19 protein-coding genes are annotated in these 18,786 nt (G+C 65.6%); 10 read left to right on the forward strand and 9 right to left on the reverse strand.

Annotated elements, in window-relative coordinates:
• Positions 1–52: 52 nt before the first annotated feature.
• The 4 genes from BHK69_RS20350 (at position 53) to BHK69_RS20365 (ending at position 5,607) form a co-directional block, all read left to right on the forward strand.
• Positions 53–2,590 carry an LPS-assembly protein LptD gene (locus BHK69_RS20350; protein WP_083269577.1) on the forward strand — a complete coding sequence of 846 codons (2,538 nt, stop codon included), beginning with the start codon at positions 53–55 and terminating at the stop codon, positions 2,588–2,590.
• Between the two features lie 34 nt (positions 2,591–2,624).
• A complete protein-coding gene (gene pdxA / locus BHK69_RS20355) occupies positions 2,625–3,641 on the forward strand; it encodes a 4-hydroxythreonine-4-phosphate dehydrogenase PdxA (RefSeq protein ID WP_069691687.1) in 1,017 nt (338 codons plus the stop codon).
• Positions 3,638–4,486: a 16S rRNA (adenine(1518)-N(6)/adenine(1519)-N(6))-dimethyltransferase RsmA gene (gene rsmA / locus BHK69_RS20360; protein WP_069691688.1), complete on the forward strand. Its 849-nt coding sequence runs from the start codon at positions 3,638–3,640 to the stop codon at positions 4,484–4,486. Before pdxA ends, rsmA begins: the two co-directional genes overlap by 4 nt.
• A gap of 125 nt (positions 4,487–4,611) precedes the next feature.
• A complete protein-coding gene (locus BHK69_RS20365; protein WP_069693832.1) occupies positions 4,612–5,607 on the forward strand; it encodes a Bug family tripartite tricarboxylate transporter substrate binding protein in 996 nt (331 codons plus the stop codon).
• A 44-nt stretch (positions 5,608–5,651) separates the two neighbouring features.
• Here BHK69_RS20365 and gmk read toward each other — a convergent pair whose 3' ends face one another.
• The 7 genes from gmk to fabD all read right to left on the reverse strand — a co-directional run bounded on the left by gmk (position 5,652) and on the right by fabD (position 12,486).
• Positions 5,652–6,299, reverse strand: a complete 648-nt coding sequence (gene gmk / locus BHK69_RS32250) for a guanylate kinase (protein ID WP_069691689.1) — start codon at positions 6,297–6,299, stop codon at positions 5,652–5,654.
• Positions 6,300–6,305: 6 nt separating this feature from the next.
• Positions 6,306–7,187 carry a YicC/YloC family endoribonuclease gene (locus BHK69_RS32255; RefSeq protein ID WP_069691690.1) on the reverse strand — a complete coding sequence of 294 codons (882 nt, stop codon included), beginning with the start codon at positions 7,185–7,187 and terminating at the stop codon, positions 6,306–6,308.
• Between the two features lie 237 nt (positions 7,188–7,424).
• Entirely contained in the window at positions 7,425–8,813 is a 1,389-nt protein-coding gene (gene mltG / locus BHK69_RS20380; protein WP_069691691.1) for an endolytic transglycosylase MltG, read from the reverse strand.
• A 146-nt stretch (positions 8,814–8,959) separates the two neighbouring features.
• Complete coding sequence (gene fabF / locus BHK69_RS20385; protein WP_069691692.1) at positions 8,960–10,225, reverse strand: beta-ketoacyl-ACP synthase II; 1,266 nt, start codon at positions 10,223–10,225, stop codon at positions 8,960–8,962.
• Between the two features lie 54 nt (positions 10,226–10,279).
• On the reverse strand, positions 10,280–10,513 hold the full coding sequence (locus tag BHK69_RS20390; protein WP_054207921.1) for an acyl carrier protein: 234 nt from the start codon (positions 10,511–10,513) through the stop codon (positions 10,280–10,282).
• A gap of 259 nt (positions 10,514–10,772) precedes the next feature.
• Positions 10,773–11,510 carry a 3-oxoacyl-[acyl-carrier-protein] reductase gene (gene fabG / locus BHK69_RS20395; protein ID WP_069691693.1) on the reverse strand — a complete coding sequence of 246 codons (738 nt, stop codon included), beginning with the start codon at positions 11,508–11,510 and terminating at the stop codon, positions 10,773–10,775.
• A gap of 31 nt (positions 11,511–11,541) precedes the next feature.
• Positions 11,542–12,486, reverse strand: coding sequence for an ACP S-malonyltransferase (gene fabD, locus BHK69_RS20400; protein WP_069691694.1), 945 nt, complete (start codon positions 12,484–12,486; stop codon positions 11,542–11,544).
• A 328-nt stretch (positions 12,487–12,814) separates the two neighbouring features.
• Here fabD and rpsF point away from each other — a divergent pair, with 328 nt between their 5' ends.
• The 4 genes from rpsF (at position 12,815) to rplI (ending at position 15,237) form a co-directional block, all read left to right on the forward strand.
• On the forward strand, positions 12,815–13,285 hold the full coding sequence (gene rpsF / locus BHK69_RS20405) for a 30S ribosomal protein S6 (protein ID WP_069691695.1): 471 nt from the start codon (positions 12,815–12,817) through the stop codon (positions 13,283–13,285).
• A 3-nt stretch (positions 13,286–13,288) separates the two neighbouring features.
• Positions 13,289–13,534 carry a 30S ribosomal protein S18 gene (gene rpsR / locus BHK69_RS20410; protein WP_038367644.1) on the forward strand — a complete coding sequence of 82 codons (246 nt, stop codon included), beginning with the start codon at positions 13,289–13,291 and terminating at the stop codon, positions 13,532–13,534.
• Positions 13,535–13,696: 162 nt separating this feature from the next.
• Positions 13,697–14,638 carry a hypothetical protein gene (locus BHK69_RS20415; protein ID WP_069691696.1) on the forward strand — a complete coding sequence of 314 codons (942 nt, stop codon included), beginning with the start codon at positions 13,697–13,699 and terminating at the stop codon, positions 14,636–14,638.
• A gap of 35 nt (positions 14,639–14,673) precedes the next feature.
• Complete coding sequence (gene rplI / locus BHK69_RS20420; RefSeq protein ID WP_069691697.1) at positions 14,674–15,237, forward strand: 50S ribosomal protein L9; 564 nt, start codon at positions 14,674–14,676, stop codon at positions 15,235–15,237.
• A 65-nt stretch (positions 15,238–15,302) separates the two neighbouring features.
• On the opposite strand, the gene BHK69_RS20425 is transcribed toward rplI, so the two are convergent.
• Both BHK69_RS20425 and BHK69_RS20430 read right to left on the reverse strand, forming a co-directional pair.
• Positions 15,303–15,716, reverse strand: coding sequence for a type II toxin-antitoxin system VapC family toxin (locus tag BHK69_RS20425; RefSeq protein WP_069691698.1), 414 nt, complete (start codon positions 15,714–15,716; stop codon positions 15,303–15,305).
• Positions 15,713–15,961 carry a plasmid stabilization protein gene (locus tag BHK69_RS20430; protein WP_069691699.1) on the reverse strand — a complete coding sequence of 83 codons (249 nt, stop codon included), beginning with the start codon at positions 15,959–15,961 and terminating at the stop codon, positions 15,713–15,715. Before BHK69_RS20430 ends, BHK69_RS20425 begins: the two co-directional genes overlap by 4 nt.
• A gap of 208 nt (positions 15,962–16,169) precedes the next feature.
• On the opposite strand from BHK69_RS20430, the gene BHK69_RS20435 reads away from it, so the two are divergent.
• On the forward strand, positions 16,170–17,657 hold the full coding sequence (locus BHK69_RS20435; RefSeq protein ID WP_069691700.1) for a replicative DNA helicase: 1,488 nt from the start codon (positions 16,170–16,172) through the stop codon (positions 17,655–17,657).
• Positions 17,654–18,784, forward strand: coding sequence for an alanine racemase (gene alr / locus BHK69_RS20440; RefSeq protein WP_083269579.1), 1,131 nt, complete (start codon positions 17,654–17,656; stop codon positions 18,782–18,784). Before BHK69_RS20435 ends, alr begins: the two co-directional genes overlap by 4 nt.
• Positions 18,785–18,786 lie beyond the last annotated feature (2 nt).

The following is an 18,786-nucleotide window of genomic DNA, read 5'->3' on the forward strand; positions in this document are numbered from 1 at the left end:
CTGTGCCTATGGTTAATTTAGGATTGAGCGTATGAATGTGGGCGTGAGACGCATGGCGCGCTTTGCTACGGCGACCGCCCTCGCCTCGAGCTTGGCCTATATGCTGACGGCCGGCGGCATTGCCGTCGCGCAAGCGCCTGCTGCTGCCCAGAATCCCGCCGGGGCCAAACCGCAAGCCGGAGCCAAACCGCAGGAGCGGATGGTCGTCGATGCCCGCGAACTGGTCTACGACAAGGACAACAACACCGTTTCCGCCGTCGGCGACGTCCAGATCCTCTATCAGGGGCGGACGATCGAGGCCGACAAGGTTGTCTATGACCGCGCCAGCAAGCGCGTCATCGCCACTGGAAACGCCCGGATCACCGAGACCAACGGCACGGTCATCAGCGGCGACCATTTCAACCTGACCGACGATTTCCGCGACGGCTTCATCGATTCGCTGCGCGTGGTGAACCCCGACAAAACGCGTTTTACCGCGCCGCGCGGCGAGCGTACCGACGGCGAGACCTTCATCTTCGACAAGGGCATCTACACGGCCTGCGAGCCCTGCAAGGACAACCCGGAAAGACCGCCGCTCTGGCAGGTGCGCGCCGCGCGGATCATCCACAAGAAGTCCGAGCAGACGATCTATTACGAGGATGCCCGCCTCGAATTCCTCGGCGTGCCGATGGCCTATGTGCCTTACATGTCGGGTCCGGATTCGACGGTGAAGCGGAAATCCGGTTTCCTCTCGCCGAAATTCCTGAATACGGGAGCGCTCGGCTATGGCGTCGGCCTGCCATATTTCCTGAATTTGGCGCCCGATTACGACCTGACGATCACGCCGACCTATCTGACGCGCCAGGGCCTGCTCGGCCAGGTGGAATGGCGCCAGCGTCTCGTCAACGGCGCCTACAAGATCCGCGCTACGGGCATTTTCCAGCAGGACCAGACCGCGTTCCTGGCAACACCGCTGGGCGCCGGCGACAAGGAGTTCCGCGGGTCGATCGAATCGAACGGCAAGTTCTACCTGAACCCGCGCTGGTCGTTCGGCTGGAACGTGGCGATGTCGACCGACCGCTGGTTCTACAAGAACTATCGCATCACCAATGAGAGCATCAGCTCGACGACCTATCTGCAGGAGTCGATCTCGACGGTCTATCTCAACGGGCAGAGCGAGACAGCCTGGTTCGACATGCGCGGCTATTATTTCCAGCCGCTGACCTCGACCGATTGGCAGAAGCAGCAGCCCGTGGTGCTGCCGGTCATCGACTATGACAAGCGCATCAACAAGCCGTCCTTCCTCGGCGGTGAATTGACCTTCAACGCCAATGTCACTGCCCTGCACCGCGACGCGACGGCCTATCAGCAGATCCCGAGCCAGAGCGCCTATCTGGTCACGACGCCGTCCTATTCGCTCTATGATGGCTGCGCGGTCTATCAGAAGAGCACCTGCCTGGTGCGTGGCCTCGCCGGCAATACCGCGCGCGCCACAGCCGAAGTCTCATGGCGGCGCAACTTCATCGATTCGATCGGCCAGGTCTGGACGCCTTACGCCTCGCTGCGCGCCGATGTGTTCTCGATCAATCCGTCGACCACCGGCTACGCCAATGCCAATGCCACGACGATCGCCGACACCTCGGACGAGATGTTCGGCCGGGCGATGCCGGCGATCGGCCTGATGTATCGCTATCCGTTCGTCGCCAAGACGAGCTGGGGAACGCATATCATCGAGCCTGTCGCGCAGATCATCGCGCGCCCGAACGAGACGAGCAGCCTGCGCGTCGCGAACGAGGATTCGCAGAGCCTGGTCTTCGACGACACCAACCTGTTCGAATGGAGCAGCAAGTTCTCGGGATATGACCGGCTCGAAGGTGGCACGCGCGCCAATGTCGGTGCCCGCTATACCGGGCGCTTTGGCACCGATGGCTACGCCAACGCCTTGTTCGGACAATCTTACAGCATCGCCGGGCGCAACTCCTTCGCTCGCGGGGATCTGGTCAATACCGGGCTCGATTCCGGCCTCGACACAAGCCGCTCGGATTATGTCGCGCGCGCCCAGATCTCGCCCTTCAAGAATTTCGTCCTGACGGGCGCGGCTCGCCTGAACGAGAGCACCTTCGAGGCACAGCGCATTGATGCGGGGGCGACCTATAGCAACAGCATCTTCAGCGCGACGGTCGGCTATGGCCGCTATGAGCCGCAGCCCGATCTCGGCATCCCGCGCCGGCGCGAAGGCCTGTCGCTCAACGGCTCGGTCCTGGTCGCACAGAACTGGCGCGTGCGGGCCGGCGTACTGTTCGACCTCGACAAGTACAAATACGACCGCGAAGTCTGGCGCGCCAGCTATGCCGCGGGAACCGCGACCATCGCCACTTACCCGAACACGACTCCGTTCCAGACGGCCTCGACCTCGTTCGGCGTGAACTACACCGACGAGTGCACCATTTTCGACGTCAGCTACACGCAGAACTACGCTGACAAGCAGGTCTCCGGCACGAACAAAGACACCCGCACGATCATGTTCAAGCTCGAGCTCAAGACGCTCGGACAGATCACTTATTCCCAGAATCTCGGTGGCTCTTCGACCGGCGACGGCGTCAGCCAGTGACGCCGACTGGCATCGACCCCTCGCGGAGGCAAAGGTGCCAGCGCCGCCCCTGGCCCTGACGCAGGGCGACCCCGCCGGAATCGGCCCAGAACTCGCATTGCTGGCCTGGCGCGAACGCGAACAGCGCGTGCTGCCCGCCTTTGCCTGCATCACGGATATCGACCATCTTGCGCAGACAGCGCAAAAGCTCGGGCTCGATGTGCCGCTGATCGCCTGCGAATGGGATGCGGTGAACCGCTCCTTCGCGAAGGCCTTGCCCGTCATCGCGCATGGTCACGCCGTGACGGCAATGCCGGGACAGCCGGATCCGGCATCGGCTTCGGGCACGATCGGCTCGATCACCTCTGCGGTCGCGGCTGTGAGGCAAGGACAGGCCTCTGCCGTCGTCACCAACCCGATCGCCAAATCCGTGCTCTATGCCGCCGGCTTCGCCCATCCCGGCCACACGGAATTCCTTGCGCATCTCGCCGCTGATGGCGGCGCGCCGCCTCACCCGGTCATGATGCTGTGGTGCGAGGACCTCGCAGTCGTTCCCGTCACGATCCATATCCCGCTGCGGTTGGTGCCGGAGGCTCTGACGCAGGAGCTGATCGTCGAAACCGGCCGGATCGTCGCCGGTGAATTATCGCGCCGCTTCGGCATCGCCTCGCCCCGCATCGCAGTCAGCGGCCTGAACCCGCATGCAGGCGAAGGCGGCGCGCTCGGGCGCGAAGACGATGAGGTGGTCGCGCCTGCCATCGCCAGGCTGCGGGCGCTGGGCATCGAGGCGCGCGGCCCCTACCCGGCCGACACGATGTTCCATGCCCGGGCCCGCGCTGGCTATGATGTCGCGCTGGCCATGTACCATGACCAGGCGCTGATCCCGATCAAGACGATCGCCTTCGACGAGGGGGTGAACGTCACGCTCGGCTTGCCCTTCATCCGAACCTCTCCCGACCACGGCACCGCCTTCGACATTGCCGGGCAAGGCATCGCCCGGCCGGACAGCCTCTGCGCCGCGCTGCGGCTTGCCGCACGCATGGCGGCGCAACCCATGCAGGCTTCGGCGTGAGCCAGATCGACACCCTGCCGCCCCTGCGCGACGTGGTCGAGCGCCACGGCCTCATGGCCCAGAAAGCGCTCGGGCAGAACTTCCTGTTCGACCTCAACCTGACGGGACGAATCGCACGGGCGGCCGGTCCGCTGGAGGGCGAGACCGTGGTTGAGATCGGACCAGGCCCCGGCGGGTTGACGCGAGCCCTGCTGGCCAATGGCGCCGGACGGGTGATCGCGATCGAGCGCGACCGGCGCTGCCTGCCCGCGCTGGCGGAGATCGCCGCGCATTATCCAGGTCGTCTGGAGGTCATCGACGGCGATGCGCTAGCTGTCGATCTCAGACCGCATCTTGCCGGCAAACCGGCCCGCATCGTCGCGAACCTGCCCTATAATATCGGCACGCCGCTGCTCGTGGGCTGGCTCAGCCTCGACACCTGGCCGCCCTGGTGGCAATCGCTGACGCTGATGTTCCAGCGCGAGGTCGCCGAGCGGATCGTGGCGACGCCAGAGGAGCGCGCCGATTACGGCCGGCTCGCCGTGCTGTGCAACTGGCTTTGCGACACGAAAATTCTGTTCGACGTGCCGCGCACCGCCTTCGTGCCCCAGCCGAAGATCACCTCCTCGATCGTGCAGCTCATTCCGCGCGCCGAGCCGGAGCCTTGCGACCGGCGCCTGCTCGAGCGGATCACGCTTGCCGCCTTCGGCCAGCGGCGCAAGATGCTGCGCCAGAGCCTGAAGCCGATCCTGTCGGATCCGCTGCCGCTGATCGAGGAAGCCGGACTTGCGCCGACGGCCCGGGCCGAGGAAATCCCGGTCTCGGGTTTCGTGCGGCTCGCCAACGCCTTGGCGCGGCGGCGCTGACCAGGCAGGGTGCCGGTGGTCCAAGGATGCCGATGGCCAAGGCCCTGGTCTTGCATCGGCTCGCCCGAATGCCGGCTCGCAGGTTGCGGGCCGATGCTCTGGTTCGCCGTCAGGAGGTCGCGCCGATGCGTCGCGCCATCGTGTCCTTGTTGAGCTGCATCACGGTCGCCGCCGGCTTGACCGGCGTTTGCCCGGCTCAAGCTCAGCCGACGGATTATCCGGTGAAGCCGGTCCGGATCATCGTCGGCTTCGCAGCGGGCGGCGCGCCCGATGCGCTTGCCCGCATCGTCGCCGAGAAGCTGACGCAACGCTGGGGCAAGCCGGTCATGGTCGAGAACCGGGTCGGCGCCCAAGGCAACACCGCCATGGCCGCCGTCGCCAAGGCGGAGGCCGACGGCTACACGCTGGCGCTGATGCCGGTCGGCAATGCAGCGGTCAATCCGGCGCTGTTTGCCAATCTGCCCTATGATCCGGTCAAGGATTTCACCCCGATCACGCAAATCGCCAGCGTCGAGAACGTGCTGGTCGTTGGTTCCGGATCGCCGATCGCGACCGCGCAAGATATGCTGGCGCGTGGGCGGCCCGGCCCGAACCAGCGAGGCCTGACCTACGCGTCTCCCGGTGCCGGCAGCCTGGCCCATCTCGCCGCCGAATTATTGGCGCGCTCGACCGGCCTATCGATGACACATGTACCTTATCGCGGGGTCGCGCCGGCCCTGACCGACGTCCTGCGCGGCGATGTCGACCTGATCTTTGCGCAGCTCTCAACCGCCAAACCCTTGATCGATAGCGGCCAGTTGCGGGCGCTCGGGCTCGCCAGCGCGCGGCGCAGCGCGGTGATGCCGGAATTGCCGACCATCGCCGAGGCCTTCGGATTGCCGGGCTTCGAGGCCGTCTCCTGGTATGCGCTGATGGCGCCTGCGGCGACGCCAGCCCCGATCGTCGCGAAGCTGAACGAAGCCGCGTCCCAAGCGATCAGATCCGCCGATGTTGCTGAGGCCATGCAGGCCCAGGGCGCAACGCCGATAGGCAACTCGCCGGCCGAGCTTGCGGCGGTAATCGCGGCCGACAGCGCGCGCTGGTCCAAGCTCGTCCGCGAGGCGGGCATCCAGCCGAACTGACACGCCAGAGCCGGATCCCGCCTTTCGAGCCGATGCTCCGGCCGCTACGCCAGAGCCTCGCCGAGCAGGCGATCGACGAAATCCTTGAGGCCGGTCGCGCGGCTGCGCTTCAGCCGCTCCGCCGTCAGGATCGCCTTGATCGATTCATAGGCCGCGCCGAGATCGTCATTGACGATGACGTAGTCGTATTTCTCCCAGCGCGCGATCTCGTCACGGGCGTTGCCGAGGCGCTTGGCGATAACCTCGGGAGCATCCTCGGCGCGGCGCACGAGCCTAGAGCGCAATTCGGCCATGGAAGGCGGCAGGATGAAGATGGTGACGACATCTTCGCGCGCTTTCTTGACGATCTGCTGGGTGCCCTGCCAGTCGATGTCGAAGAGCACGTCCCGGCCATCGGCGAGCGACGTCTCGACATCCTTGCGCGGCGTTCCATAGCCATTCCCATGGACCTCGGCCCACTCGAGCAGCTCGTTGTGCTGGCGCATGGCGTCGAACGTCGCGCGATCGATGAAACGGTAATGCACGCCGTCGATCTCGGAGGGGCGCTTGAGCCGCGTCGTCACCGAGATCGACAAATCGAGATTGTTCTCGTTCTGCGACAGATTGCGCGTCAGCGTCGACTTTCCCGCTCCCGACGGCGAGGACAGGATCAACATAAGCCCGCGGCGGGCCGGGCGAACGGCGTCAGCCATCAGCGCTCACTCCACATTCTGCACCTGCTCGCGCATCTGGTCGACGACGGTCCGCAGCTCCAGTCCAATCCGCGACAAGCCGGCATCACCCGCCTTGGCGCAGAGGGTCGAAGCCTCGCGGCCGAATTCCTGCGAGAGGAAATCGAGCTTGCGGCCGATCGCGCCGCCCTGGTCGAGCAGCAGTTGCAAGGCGGCGACATGGGAGTGCAGACGGTCGACCTCCTCGCGGATGTCGGCCTTGACCGCCAGCAGGGCAGCCTCTTGATGCAAGCGCTGCGGATCAAGCGCCGGGCTTGCCTCCATCAACGCCTGCAGCTGTGTGGCCAGGCGCTCACGGATCGCCTCGACGCCGCGGGCGGGGTGGCTCTCGGCCTCGGCCGTGAGACGGGCGATGCTGTCGCGATGCCCGGAGAGCACGGCTTCGAGCGCACGTCCCTCGCTTGCCCGCGCCTCCTTCAAGGCCAGCACGACAGCTTCCAACCCCTTCAGCGCGGATGCCTCGACGGCTCCGAGCGCGTCCTGGGCTTCTTCGGTGAACTCGACCACGCCGCGAATGCCGAGCAGCCCGTCATAGGAAGCTGGGCGAATGGCATCCGATGCGGGCAGGCGCGATACCGCCTCCAGAAGCGTGGCGAGCGCTGCTTCGTTGATCCGCGGACGCGGCGGGCCCGCATCGCTCGTCACCGCGAGGTTCACATGCAGGGTCCCACGCGAAAAGGCGCTGGAGATGCGCTTGCGCGCAGCTTCGGCGATGCTCTCGAAACCCGGCGGAACACGCACGCGCACATCCAGGCCACGCCCGTTGACGCTGCGGATCTCCCAGGCCCAGGCATGGATGCCCACCGTGCCGGCGACGCGGGCAAATCCCGTCATGCTCTCGATGGCCATGGAAATCCCTGTCTCCGCCGCAACAACGCGGCGGACCCTAGAGCCGGATGATGTCAGATGGAATCACGAAGTGATCCCATCTGACATCTGAATCCGTCTCTCATCAAAAAATGAGAGCAGGGTGCGAAAAACCGGTTCCTGCTTTTTCGCATCCTGCTCTAGTGACGAGCATCCCAACGGGCAAGGGTTGCCGCGGCGACGTCCCAGGTCAGGATGTGGATAGCGTGCCCGGATGGCTCAGGGGCGCAGCGAAGGCACTTGCTTGGGGCTGTTCAGATCATAGCTGCGATTGAGCAGGGGATCGCGCGGTGTCCCTTCCGAGGCGTCGAAGGCGCGAGCCCGTCCGGTGACGCCGGCCTGGACGTTGGCGCCCGGCTGAGCCACGGGAGCCCCCGCACGGCGGCTCCCCGGGGTCGGGAAGGTCTCGACATCATCCGTATCGGTGTTGGCCCGCTGCGGTCCGGGCGCCTCGGTGCGCGTATCGGGCGCCGGCGGCGGCTCGACCTTGTCGACGGAGGATTCCGATGGCGGCTTGCCCGGCTCGCGGCGCCCTGCCTCGAGCTGGCGCCAGCGCCCGACATTGCGGTTGTGCTGGTCCAGCGTCTCGGCGAAGGCATGGCCGCCGCTACCGTCGGCGACGAAATAGAGTTCCTTGGTCCGCGAGTGGTTGACCACGGCCTCCATGGCGGCGCGGCCCGGATTGGCGATCGGGCCGGGCGGCAGCCCGTCGATGACATAGGTGTTGTAGGGCGTCGCCTGGGTGATCTCGTTGCGCTGGATCGAGCGGCCGAGCGTGCCCTTGCCTCCGACGATGCCGTAAACGATCGTCGGGTCGGACTGGAGCTTCATCTTGCGGTTGAGGCGGTTGATGAAGACGCCGGCGACGCGCGGCCGTTCATCGGCCCGGCCGGTCTCCTTCTCGACGATGGAGGCCAGGATCACCAGTTCCTGCGGCGTCTTGATCGGCAGATCGGCGGGGCGTTTGGTCCAGATCGCGTTGAGGGCGATGCGCTGATCGCGCGTCATGCGGTCGACGATGGCCTGCCGGGTCGAGCCTCGCTGGAACTTGTAGGTGTCAGGCAGGATCGAGCCTTCACGCGGCACCTGGATCACATCGCCGGTCAGAAGGTCGTTGTCCTTCAGTCGCGCGATGATCTGCTCGCTGGTCAGCCCTTCCGGCACCGTGATCGAATGCTCGACGGCCTTGCCCTCGGCGATGATGTCGAGAATCTCCTGCTGGCTGGCGCGGGCCTTGAACAGATATTCGCCCGCCTTCAGCTTGGTCCAGTTGCCGGTCACCAGCGCCGAGACGCGGAAGGCCCACGGGTGCTCGATCAAGCCTTCGCGCAGCAGGAGATCGGAGATCTCTGTCAGGCCGCTTTCCTTCGGGATGATCAGGACACGGTCGCTGGCGAGCGGGCCTGGCGCCTTGCTCTGGCTGCCGATCACGGCAATGCCGGCGCCGACGACGCCCGCCAGAACCAGCAGCGCCGTGAACAGGCCGCTCATCATGGCGATGAAGGGGCTGCGACGGCGGCGGCGCGCCTTTGGCGGCGGCGCGGGCGGAGCGACCGGCTTGAGTGCCTCGCTGGGGCTCTTGGGGGCGACGCGGGGCGACTGGTTCACGGTTCGACGCTCGCACTTCTTCAAATCGATACAGGCTTCGTGCCGCCGGCGAGACGGGTACGACAAGCAAGCCAGCCTGTCGTGGTTTCGACCGGCAGACTAGCAGAAATTATGGCGAAAGCGCGCTGCCCCCCGAAATATGGAGCTCAGTCGACGTAGCGCCGCATCACCAGAGAGGCGTTGGTCCCGCCAAAGCCGAAGGAATTCGACAGCACAGCGTCGATGCGGCGCTTCTTGGCGACATGCGGCACGAGATCGAGATCGGTCTCGACGGAGGGGTTGTCGAGATTGATCGTCGGCGGTGCGATCTGGTCGCGAATCGCCAGGATCGAGAAGATCGCCTCAATCGCGCCGGCGGCGCCGAGCAGGTGGCCCGTAGCCGATTTGGTCGACGACATCGCCGGCTTGCGCGAGGCATTGGCCAGAAGCCGCTCGACCGCGCGCAGTTCGATCTCGTCGCCGAGCTGCGTCGAGGTGCCGTGCGCATTGACGTAATCGAGATCGGACGCCGTCAGTCCCGCCCGGTTCAAGGCCGCGGACATGCAGCGATAAGCGCCATCGCCGTCTTCCGAAGGCGAGGTGATGTGATAGGCGTCGCCCGACATGCCGTAGCCGGTGATCTCGGCATAGATGCGGGCGCCACGCGCCAGGGCGTGTTCGAGCTCCTCCAGCACGACAACGCCGGCGCCCTCACCCATGACGAAGCCGTCGCGGTCCTTGTCATAAGGGCGCGAGGCCTTCTCGGGCGTGTCGTTGAATCCGGTCGACAACGCGCGGCAGGCGCAGAACCCTGCAATGCCGAGCCGGTTGATCGCCGATTCCGTACCGCCGGCCACCATCACCTCGGCATCGCCGAGCGCGACCATGCGGGCAGCGTCGCCGATCGCATGAGCGCCGGTGGAGCATGCCGTCACGACCGCGTGGTTGGGGCCCTTGAGCTGGTTCTCGATCGAGACATAGCCCGCCGCCAGATTGCTCAGGCGGCCGGGGATGAAGAAGGGCGAGAGCCGACGTGGGCCGCGCTCCTTCAGCAGGATGGAAGCCTCATAGATGCCGCCGAGCCCGCCGATGCCGGAACCGATCGCGACACCGGTCGCGGTCTGGTCCTCATAGCTCTCGGGCGCCCAGTTCGCATCGGTCAGCGCCTGCTTGGCGGCCGCCATCGCGAAGACGATGAAATCATCGACCTTGCGCTGTTCCTTCGGCTCCATCCAATCGTCGGGATTGAAGGTGCTGTCGGTGCCATCGCCACGCGGGATGTTGCAGGCGATCCGCGCAGGCAGATCGCTCGCGTCAAAACTCGTGATCGGCCCGGCGCCGCTGGCGCCGGACAGAATGCGAGCCCAAGTCGGCTCGACGCCACATCCGAGCGGCGTCACCATGCCGAGGCCGGTGACGACGACACGTCGCATCGTAAAACTGCGTGAAACCATGGGACTTTCGGCGGCGAGCGACCTGAAGGCTGCTCAGGCGGTTTTCGACAGGAACTTGACGGCGTCGCCGACGGTCACGATCGTCTCGGCCGCATCGTCGGGGATCTCGACGCCGAACTCTTCCTCGAAGGCCATCACGAGCTCGACGGTGTCGAGGCTGTCAGCGCCCAGATCCTCGATGAAGTTCGCGCCGTCCACAACCTTCTCCGGCTCGACGCCGAGATGCTCGACCACGATCTTCTTCACGCGCTCGGCGACATCGCTCATGGGTCTCTTCCTTAAAGCTTGAAACACACCGCTGGATCGCGACGCGTATAGGGGAATTGCACTTCCCGTATCCCGCCTCACCAGAATGGTGCCGGCGGGCCGGAACTCTCGAAGCCTGCACAAACGCAACAACCGGGTCCTCGTCAAGTCCCCTCGGCATCTGCGCTGCAGCGCGACGGCGCTCAGTAACACAGGCCGCGGAGGCTGGCGAGAGTACAAAACCCTCTTTGAAAACTTTTGAAAAGACTTATCAAGCCATTCAAATCATTGTCATTCCGCCGTTGACGTGCAGAGTCTGCCCCGTCACGTAAGCGGCCTCATTGCTGGCGAGATAGGCAACCGCGGCAGCAACATCTGCGCCCGAGCCCAGCCGGCCCATCGGCACGTCGGACAAGATGCCCTCGCGCTGCTTTTCGTTAAGCGCCTGCGTCATCGGCGACTCGATGAACCCCGGCGCGACGATATTGACGGTGATGTTGCGGCTGGCGACCTCGGCCGCGAGCGCTTTCGACATGCCGATCAGCCCAGCCTTGGAGGCCGCGTAATTGCCCTGCCCGGGATTGCCTGTCGTGCCGACGATGGAGCCGATCGAGATGATGCGGCCATAGCGGCGGCGCATCATCGTCTTCACGGCCGCGCGCGAGAGCCTGAAAGCCGCGGTCAGATTGACGGCGATGACGCTGTCCCAATCCTCGTCCTTCAGGCGCAGGAACAGGTTGTCGCGCGTGACGCCGGCATTGTTGACGAGGATGTCGAGCCCCCCGAGCTTCTCTTCCGCCGCGGGCACCAGCGCTTCGACCGATTCCTTGTCGGACAGGTTGCAGGGCGCGATCACAACCCGCTCACCAAGTTCGGCGGCCAGGGCCTCCAGTGCCTCGACGCGCGTTCCCGAGAGCGCCACGGTCGCGCCCTGGCTGTGCAGCTGCCGCGCGATCGCGCCACCCAGGCCGCCGGTCGCGCCGGTGACCAGGGCCTTCTTGCCCGTCAAATCAAACATGGTCTCTCCCTGTGTTCGGCGCCCCGCCGTTTCACCCGTTCCGGGTTTTATAATTCGCGATATCGTCGGCCGTGCCGACGGAGATGGTGGCGACTCCCGCCGCGATCCGCTTGATCAGGCCGGCCAGCACCTTGCCGCTGCCAGCCTCGACGAATTGGGTGACGCCGGCATCGGTCATCGCCAGCACGCATTCGCGCCAGCGAACCGTGCCTGTGACCTGCGCCACCAATGAGGCGCGAATGGCGGCCGGATCGCTCAGCGGCGCGGCGCCGACATTCGCCATCACCGGAACGACCGGTGCCTGCATGGAGACAGTCGCCAGTGCCGCGCGCATGGCCTCGGCCGCAGGCTGCATCAGGGCGCAATGGAAGGGCGCGGAAACCGGCAGCAACATGGCGCGCTTGACGCCGCGTTCGGCGGAAAGCGCAATGGCGCGCTCGATCGCCGCCTTTGCGCCCGACAGCACGACCTGGCCACCGCCATTGTCATTGGCCGCCTCGCAGACTTCGCCCTGGGCGGCGTCATTGGCTATGGAACGCGCGAGATCGAGCTCCGCCCCCAGAAGCGCGGCCATGGCGCCCTGCCCCGCCGGCACGGCCTTCTGCATGGCGTCGCCCCGGATCCGCAGCAGGCGCGCCGCATCCGTGATGCTGAAGGTCCCGGCCGCCGCGAGCGCCGAGTATTCGCCGAGCGAGTGGCCGGCGACGAAGGCCGCGTCGCGCTTCAGATCGAGCCCTGCCTCGGCCTCGAGCACGCGAATGACGGCGAGGCTGACGGCCATCAGCGCCGGCTGCGCATTGGCGGTAAGCGTCAATTCCTCGGCAGGCCCTTCCCACATCAGGGTGGAGAGCTTCTGCGAGAGCGCCGCATCGACCTCGTCGAACACGGCTTTCGCCTGCGGGAAGGCCTCGGTCAGGCTCTTGCCCATGCCCACGACCTGGGAACCCTGGCCGGGAAAGATGAACGCTGTGGTCATTTCAGGCTAACCTCGATCGTCACGCCATAGTGATCAAGACGGCGCTGTCACATTGCTGGAGAGGTCCCGTCAAGCAACTCATGCGACATTTCCGCTGTCCGCATGGGTTCTTTGCACTGATTTTGGTTGCGCGAGGCGTCGTCAGCCTGTAACGACCCGCTTCTGCTTGTTCGGCCGGAGGCTGAACGGATGGCGGGCTTTCGCCCGCAGGTTCCTAATCAGGACCGTCATCCCGTGTCTCCGCCTTCGATGAAATCCTGTCGGGCCTGTTCCAGGGCTCGGAGGGCTCCGCGCCGGGCGAAGCAGGGTGAAACAGAAAGGCCACTCAATGGCATTGTACGAGCATGTCCTGCTCGCGCGACAAGACGTCAGCGCGCAGCAGGTCGAAACCCTTGTCGAGCAGTTCAAGGGCATCATCGAGGCGAATGGCGGCTCGGTTCCGAAGGTGGAGTACTGGGGCGTCAAGTCGCTCGGCTACCGCATCAAGAAGAACCGCAAGGCGCATTACTCGCTGCTGAACATCAACGCCCCCTCCGCCGCCGTGCTGGAGATGGAGCGCCAGATGCGCATCAACGAAGACGTCCTGCGCTTCCTGACCGTCCGCGTCGAGGAGCTCGAAGAGGGTCAGTCGGCCATGCTGCAGAAGCGTGACCGCGACGACCGTGGCGATCGGGGCGACCGCTTCGACCGTGGAGGCCCGGGCGGCGGCGGCGACCGTTTCGACCGCGATCGTGGCCCGCGCCGCGACCGTCCGCGTCGCGACGACGAAGTCACCGAAACCACCGGCGCGGAGGTCTGAGCCATGTCGACTGCATCAGCCGGCGCTCGCCGCCCCTTCTTCCGCCGCCGCAAGTCCTGCCCCTTCTCGGGTGAGGGCGCTCCGAAGATCGACTACAAGGATGTGCGCCTGCTCTCGCGCTACATCTCCGAGCGCGGCAAGATCGTGCCGTCGCGCATCACGGCGGTCTCCGCCAAGAAGCAGCGTGAGCTCGCCCAGGCGATCAAGCGCGCCCGCTTCCTTGGCCTGCTGCCCTACGTCATCCGCTGAGCGGATCTGAGACTGCCCGGCGGCGCCTCGGCGCCGCCGGGTCATCGAAACGACAACCCATGGTCGCCCAGTGGTGAAACTCCACCGGGTATGTTGAGGCGAAGAGCCTCTCACCCTGTCGGGCCGGTAGGCTTGCGAACAGCGGGACAGCAGGACGAAAGCATGCTTCCGATCGTCGGCATCGGCGCGGGCCTGGTAGCGGCCCTGCTCTTCGCGGTGGTGATCACTGGATCGCCGCTGGCGGCATTGCTGTATTCTGCCGCCCCCCTCCCGATCTTCATCGCAGCGCTCGGCTGGAACCACCGCGCGGGCCTCGTGGCCATCGCCGCGGGCACGCTTGCGGTCGCCGTGGCGCTCAGCCTCACCGCCGGTGTCGGCTTTGCCGTCATCATCGCCGTGCCGGCGTGGTGGATCGCCTATCTCGCCTTGCTGGCACGCGACGAAGCCGGCACCGTCGAATGGTATCCGCTCGGCCGGTTGCTGCTCTGGATCGCCGGAACGGCCGCGCTTGTCACCGTTGGCAGCGCGCTCGTGATGACGACGGATTACGAGGCGTATCGCTCCGTCATCGCCCGCATCATCGAAAACCTGCTCACCGAGATGGTGCGTGCCAAGCTGATCGCGCTGCCCGCCGATGTCCGGCTGCCGGAGCTTGCCCAGAGCCTCGCGCCGGCGGTTCCGGTCGGTATCGGGGCATCCTTCGTCACCACGATCACCGCCAATCTCTGGATCGCCGCCAAGGCGGTCCGCATTTCCGGCCGGCTGCCGCGGCCCTGGCCGTTCATTCCCGCCACCACATTGCCGCGCCAGGCGCTGCTGCTGCTGGTGCTTGCCATGGTGACGGCCTCGCTCGGCGGCTTCGTCGGCGTCGCCGGCGCGGCGATGACCGGGGCCTTGCTTGCCGCCTTCATGTTCAGCGGGCTCGCGCTCCTGCACGACGCCTCGCGCGGCAAGGCCTGGCGCACGCCGATGCTCGTCTCGGTCTATGTCGCGCTCATCGTCATGCAAGCCGTCCTGACGCCGCTTTTGGCTCTGGCGGGCCTGCTCGACACCCTTCTCGGCCTGCGCAAGCGGGTTGCACTGCCTCCACCACCCAACGCCTAAGCCCATCAACCAAACTCAAATCGGAGATTAAGACCATGGAAGTGATCCTGCTCGAACGCGTCGCCAAGCTCGGCCAGATGGGCGAAGTCGTGCGCGTCCGCGACGGCTTCGGCCGCAACTACCTGCTCGCCCGCGGCAAGGCGCTGCGCGCCACCGAAGACAACCGCAAGCGCTTCGAGACCCAGCGCATTGAGCTCGAGACCCGCAATCTCGAGCTGAAGTCGGAAGCCGAGACCGTCGCCGAGACGCTGAACGGCCACTCGGTCGTGATCCTGCGCCAGTCGGGCGAATCCGGCGTGCTCTACGGCTCGGTCTCGACCCGCGACATCGCCGAGTCGCTGACCGCCGACGGCTTCCACGTCGCCCGCAGCCAGGTGACGCTGAACGCCCCGATCAAGACGCTCGGCCTGCACACCGTCCCGGTCGTGCTGCATCCGGAAGTCTCGGTCACGGTCACGATTAACGTCGCCCGTTCCAAGGAAGAGTCCGAGCGCCAGGTGCGCGGCGAGAACGTCACGGCCCGCGAGGAATTCGACCTCGACGATCTCGGCCTCGAAGTCGGAGCGGCGCTGGCGGAAGCCGGCGAGGACGACCGCTGAGACCTGGCTTCGGCCGTTAAAGCCAAGGGCGTCGCGAGCGATCGCGGCGCCTTTTTTCGATCAGCTCAACGGGTCCAAGGATCGATGAGTTCGAGTCCAGCCGAGCTGAAGTCTTTGATGTTTCGTGTGGCGAGCCGCCCGCCATTGACCTGCGCAATCGCGGCGATCATGCCGTCGGCGATCGAGATGACGATGCCTTGGCGCATCGCTCGCCCCATGAGTTCGCCATAGGCAAGCGCCGCGTCTTCGTTCAGCGTGAAGAATCGACCGGCGAACCGCCGCCTCAATTCCTGCAATCTCTGTTCGAAGCGGGTTGCACGCTGTTCCGGCCTTATGCGCGCGATGCCGAACGCGATCTCGGCCAAGACCACAGTCGAAAGAGCGAGTTCGCGATCATGCCGTTGGAGCCAGGCGCTCACATGCGGATTCGGCTCACTCCGCATGGTCTCCGACACGACATTGGTGTCGATGAAAATCACAGATCGATGCCGGTATGCGGTTTGCGTGCCTCGTTGATGATTTCCATCAGATCGACGTCGTCACCGGGTTCCGCCCGCATCCGCGCATAGAATTCAGCCGCCGGCTCCCGCTCGGCCTCGCTCGCCTCATAGCGCTCAAGCGCCCTCTCGACGACCTGTGCCACGGTACGCTTCTCGCGCTGTGCCAAACGGTGCGCGATATCGCGAGCCCGGGCGCTGCGGACGGACAATTGTGGTTCGGCCATAGCAACCTCCTCCGTTGAACAACCGGTATTCTAAGGCCGACGGACCCTGCCATCAAGATGGCAACTGATGGCTTGATGGCAGCTATTCCCGTCAATTCAAATCTTCCCTGCGGGAGAGTCTGTGGACAGCGGGCAGAGTTCCGCCTATTTGTTGTGTTCACTGTCCGTTCCAGTTCCGCCTACGGCCGATTCTGACCTATCGATGGCTATGGCCACAGCAACCGCCCTCGTCACCCGCCTCGAAAACCGCGAGGCCGAGTACCGCGTCCAGCCTCACAACATCGAGGCGGAGCAGGCGCTGCTGGGCGCGATCCTGGTCAATAACGACGCCTTCTATCGCGTCTCCGACTTCCTGCTGCCGGACCATTTCTTCGAGGCTATCCACCAGCGCGTCTTCGAGTTGATGTCGAGCCTTGTCCGCGCCGGCAAGATCGCGACGCCGATCACGCTCAAGACCTTCGTCGGCGAGATGGACCTCGGCGGCATCACCGCCTCGCAATATCTTGCGCGCCTCGCCGCCGAGGCGACGACCGTCATCAACGCCGGCGACTATGGTCGCACGGTCTACGAACTCGCGATCCGCCGCCTGCTGATCGGTGTGGGTGAGGATCTCGTCAACGTCGCCTATGACGCTCCCGTCGAGATGCCGCCGCGCGAACAGATCGAGGATGCCGAGCGCAAGCTCTACGAACTCGCCGAAAAGGGCCGCTATGAGGGCGGCTTCCAGAAATTCGACAACGCGCTGCGCATCGCGATCGACATGGCGGCCAACGCCTATGCGCGTGCCGGCGGCCTGTCTGGCATCTCGTCGGGCCTGCGCGATCTCGACCAGCGCATGGGCGGCCTGCAGCCCTCCGACCTGATCGTCCTCGCCGGCCGTCCCGCCATGGGCAAGACATCGCTTGCGACCAACATCGCCTTCAACATCGCCAAGGCCTGGCGCGGCGAACGCCAGACCGACGGCTCGCTCAAGACCGTCGATGGCGGCATCGTCGCCTTCTTCTCGCTCGAAATGTCGGCCGACCAGCTCGCGACGCGTATCGTCGCCGAGCAGTCGGGTATCTCCTCCTACAAGATCAGGCAGGGCCGCATCACCGAGGCCGATTTTGCGCGCTTGACCGATGTCGCGGCGCAAATCGAGAAGTTGCCGCTCTATATCGACCAGACCGGCGGCATCTCGATCGCCCAGCTCGTCGCCCGCGCCCGCCGATTGAAGCGTCAGAAGGGGCTCGATGTCCTCTTCATCGACTATCTGCAGCTCCTCTCCGGCTCGTCCAAGAACAACCAGAACCGCGTGCAGGAATTGACCGAGATCACCACCAGCCTGAAGGCGCTGGCGAAGGAGCTTGCCGTTCCGATCATTGCGCTTTCGCAGCTCTCGCGTCAGGTCGAAAGCCGCGACGACAAGCGCCCGCAGCTCTCGGATCTGCGTGAATCGGGCTCGATCGAGCAGGACGCCGACGTCGTGATGTTCGTCTACCGCGACGAATACTATCTCAAGGGCAAGGAGCCGCGCCCCGGCACCGAAGAACACAACAAGTGGCAGATCGAGATGGAGGCCGCCCATGGCGTGGCCGAGCTCATCATCGGCAAGCAGCGCCACGGCCCCACCGGGGCGATCGCGCTCCAGTTCGACGCCGAGGTGACGCGCTTCTCCGACCGCGCCGACGAACTCCGACTCCCGGATCGCGAATGAGCACCTTCGATTCAGCCGACGCCGCGACCGCCGGCGCCATCCTCACCGTCGATCTCGGCGCGCTGGTCGCCAATTGGCGGGCGCTGGGCGCGCGTGCCGGCACGGAAGCCGGCGCGGTGGTCAAGGCGAACGCCTATGGCATCGGCATCGAACCGGCAGTGACAGCGCTCGCCAGGGCCGGCTGCCGCAGCTTCTTCGTCGCGCATCTCTCCGAGGGGATCCGGGCGCGCAGCGTTGCCCCCGATGCAGCGGTCTATATCCTCAATGGACTGCTACCCGACACATCCGGCCTCTATGCGGAACACGGGCTGTCACCCGTGCTCGGTTCGCATGAGGAACTGCTGGAATGGGCCTCCTTTCGCCAGACCGGCGCACAGGTCCGGCCGGCGGCGCTGCATGTCGATACCGCGATGAACCGGCTCGGGCTCTGGCCCGGCGAGGGGCTCAATCTGGCCCGCGAGCGCAGCGGCGTGATCGCCGCGGCCGGGATCGGGCTGGTGATAAGCCATTTCGCCTCCTCCGAGGACGAGGCGGACCCGGCCAATGCCCGCCAGATCGCAGCCTTCGCCGAGATCGCGGCCGCATTCCCGGACACGCCGGCCTCGCTGAAGAATTCCTCCGGCCATTTCCTGAAGGACTGCCCGTCCTATCAGCTCACCCGGCCAGGCTATGCGCTCTATGGCGGCAACCCGACGCCGGGCCAGGCCAACCCGATGCAGCCCGTCATCGGCCTGGAGGCGCGCATCATCCAGCTGCGCGAGGTCGAGGCCGGTACGCAGGCCGGCTATAACGGTCGCTGGACGGCCAAGAGCCGGCGCAAGCTCGCCACCATCTGCCTCGGCTATGCCGACGGCTACCCGCGCAATGCGAGCTGGACCAATACCGTCACGGGCGGCTCGGCGCTGGTCGGCGGCGTCATCTGTCCTTTCGTCGGCTCTGTCTCGATGGATCTGATCATCGTCGACGTCACCGAAGCTCCGGCCGACGCCGCGGTTCGCGGCGAGAGCGTGACCCTGATCGGCGGCCCACTCGATATCGAGACGGTCGGCGCCGGGGCCAAGACGATCGGCTACGAGATCCTGACCAGCCTCGGCCGGCGTTATGCGCGCCGCTATGTCGGGCTTTGAGA

This window comes from Bosea vaviloviae (genome assembly GCF_001741865.1).
GTDB lineage: Bacteria > Pseudomonadota > Alphaproteobacteria > Rhizobiales > Beijerinckiaceae > Allobosea > Allobosea vaviloviae.

Bases quoted from the DNA above. Each gene is read 5' to 3' on its own strand.
- BHK69_RS20350 (WP_083269577.1), top strand. From the start codon at position 53: ATGGCGCGCTTTGCTACGGCGACCGCCCTCGCCTCGAGCTTGGCCTAT.
- BHK69_RS20365 (WP_069693832.1), top strand. From the start codon at position 4,612: ATGCGTCGCGCCATCGTGTCCTTGTTGAGCTGCATCACGGTCGCCGCC.
- gmk (WP_069691689.1), bottom strand. From the start codon at position 6,299: ATGGCTGACGCCGTTCGCCCGGCCCGCCGCGGGCTTATGTTGATCCTG.
- BHK69_RS32255 (WP_069691690.1), bottom strand. From the start codon at position 7,187: ATGGCCATCGAGAGCATGACGGGATTTGCCCGCGTCGCCGGCACGGTG.
- fabF (WP_069691692.1), bottom strand. From the start codon at position 10,225: ATGCGACGTGTCGTCGTCACCGGCCTCGGCATGGTGACGCCGCTCGGA.
- BHK69_RS20390 (WP_054207921.1), bottom strand. From the start codon at position 10,513: ATGAGCGATGTCGCCGAGCGCGTGAAGAAGATCGTGGTCGAGCATCTC.
- fabG (WP_069691693.1), bottom strand. From the start codon at position 11,510: ATGTTTGATTTGACGGGCAAGAAGGCCCTGGTCACCGGCGCGACCGGC.
- fabD (WP_069691694.1), bottom strand. From the start codon at position 12,486: ATGACCACAGCGTTCATCTTTCCCGGCCAGGGTTCCCAGGTCGTGGGC.
- rpsF (WP_069691695.1), top strand. From the start codon at position 12,815: ATGGCATTGTACGAGCATGTCCTGCTCGCGCGACAAGACGTCAGCGCG.
- rpsR (WP_038367644.1), top strand. From the start codon at position 13,289: ATGTCGACTGCATCAGCCGGCGCTCGCCGCCCCTTCTTCCGCCGCCGC.
- BHK69_RS20415 (WP_069691696.1), top strand. From the start codon at position 13,697: ATGCTTCCGATCGTCGGCATCGGCGCGGGCCTGGTAGCGGCCCTGCTC.
- rplI (WP_069691697.1), top strand. From the start codon at position 14,674: ATGGAAGTGATCCTGCTCGAACGCGTCGCCAAGCTCGGCCAGATGGGC.
- BHK69_RS20430 (WP_069691699.1), bottom strand. From the start codon at position 15,961: ATGGCCGAACCACAATTGTCCGTCCGCAGCGCCCGGGCTCGCGATATC.
- BHK69_RS20435 (WP_069691700.1), top strand. From the start codon at position 16,170: ATGGCCACAGCAACCGCCCTCGTCACCCGCCTCGAAAACCGCGAGGCC.
- alr (WP_083269579.1), top strand. From the start codon at position 17,654: ATGAGCACCTTCGATTCAGCCGACGCCGCGACCGCCGGCGCCATCCTC.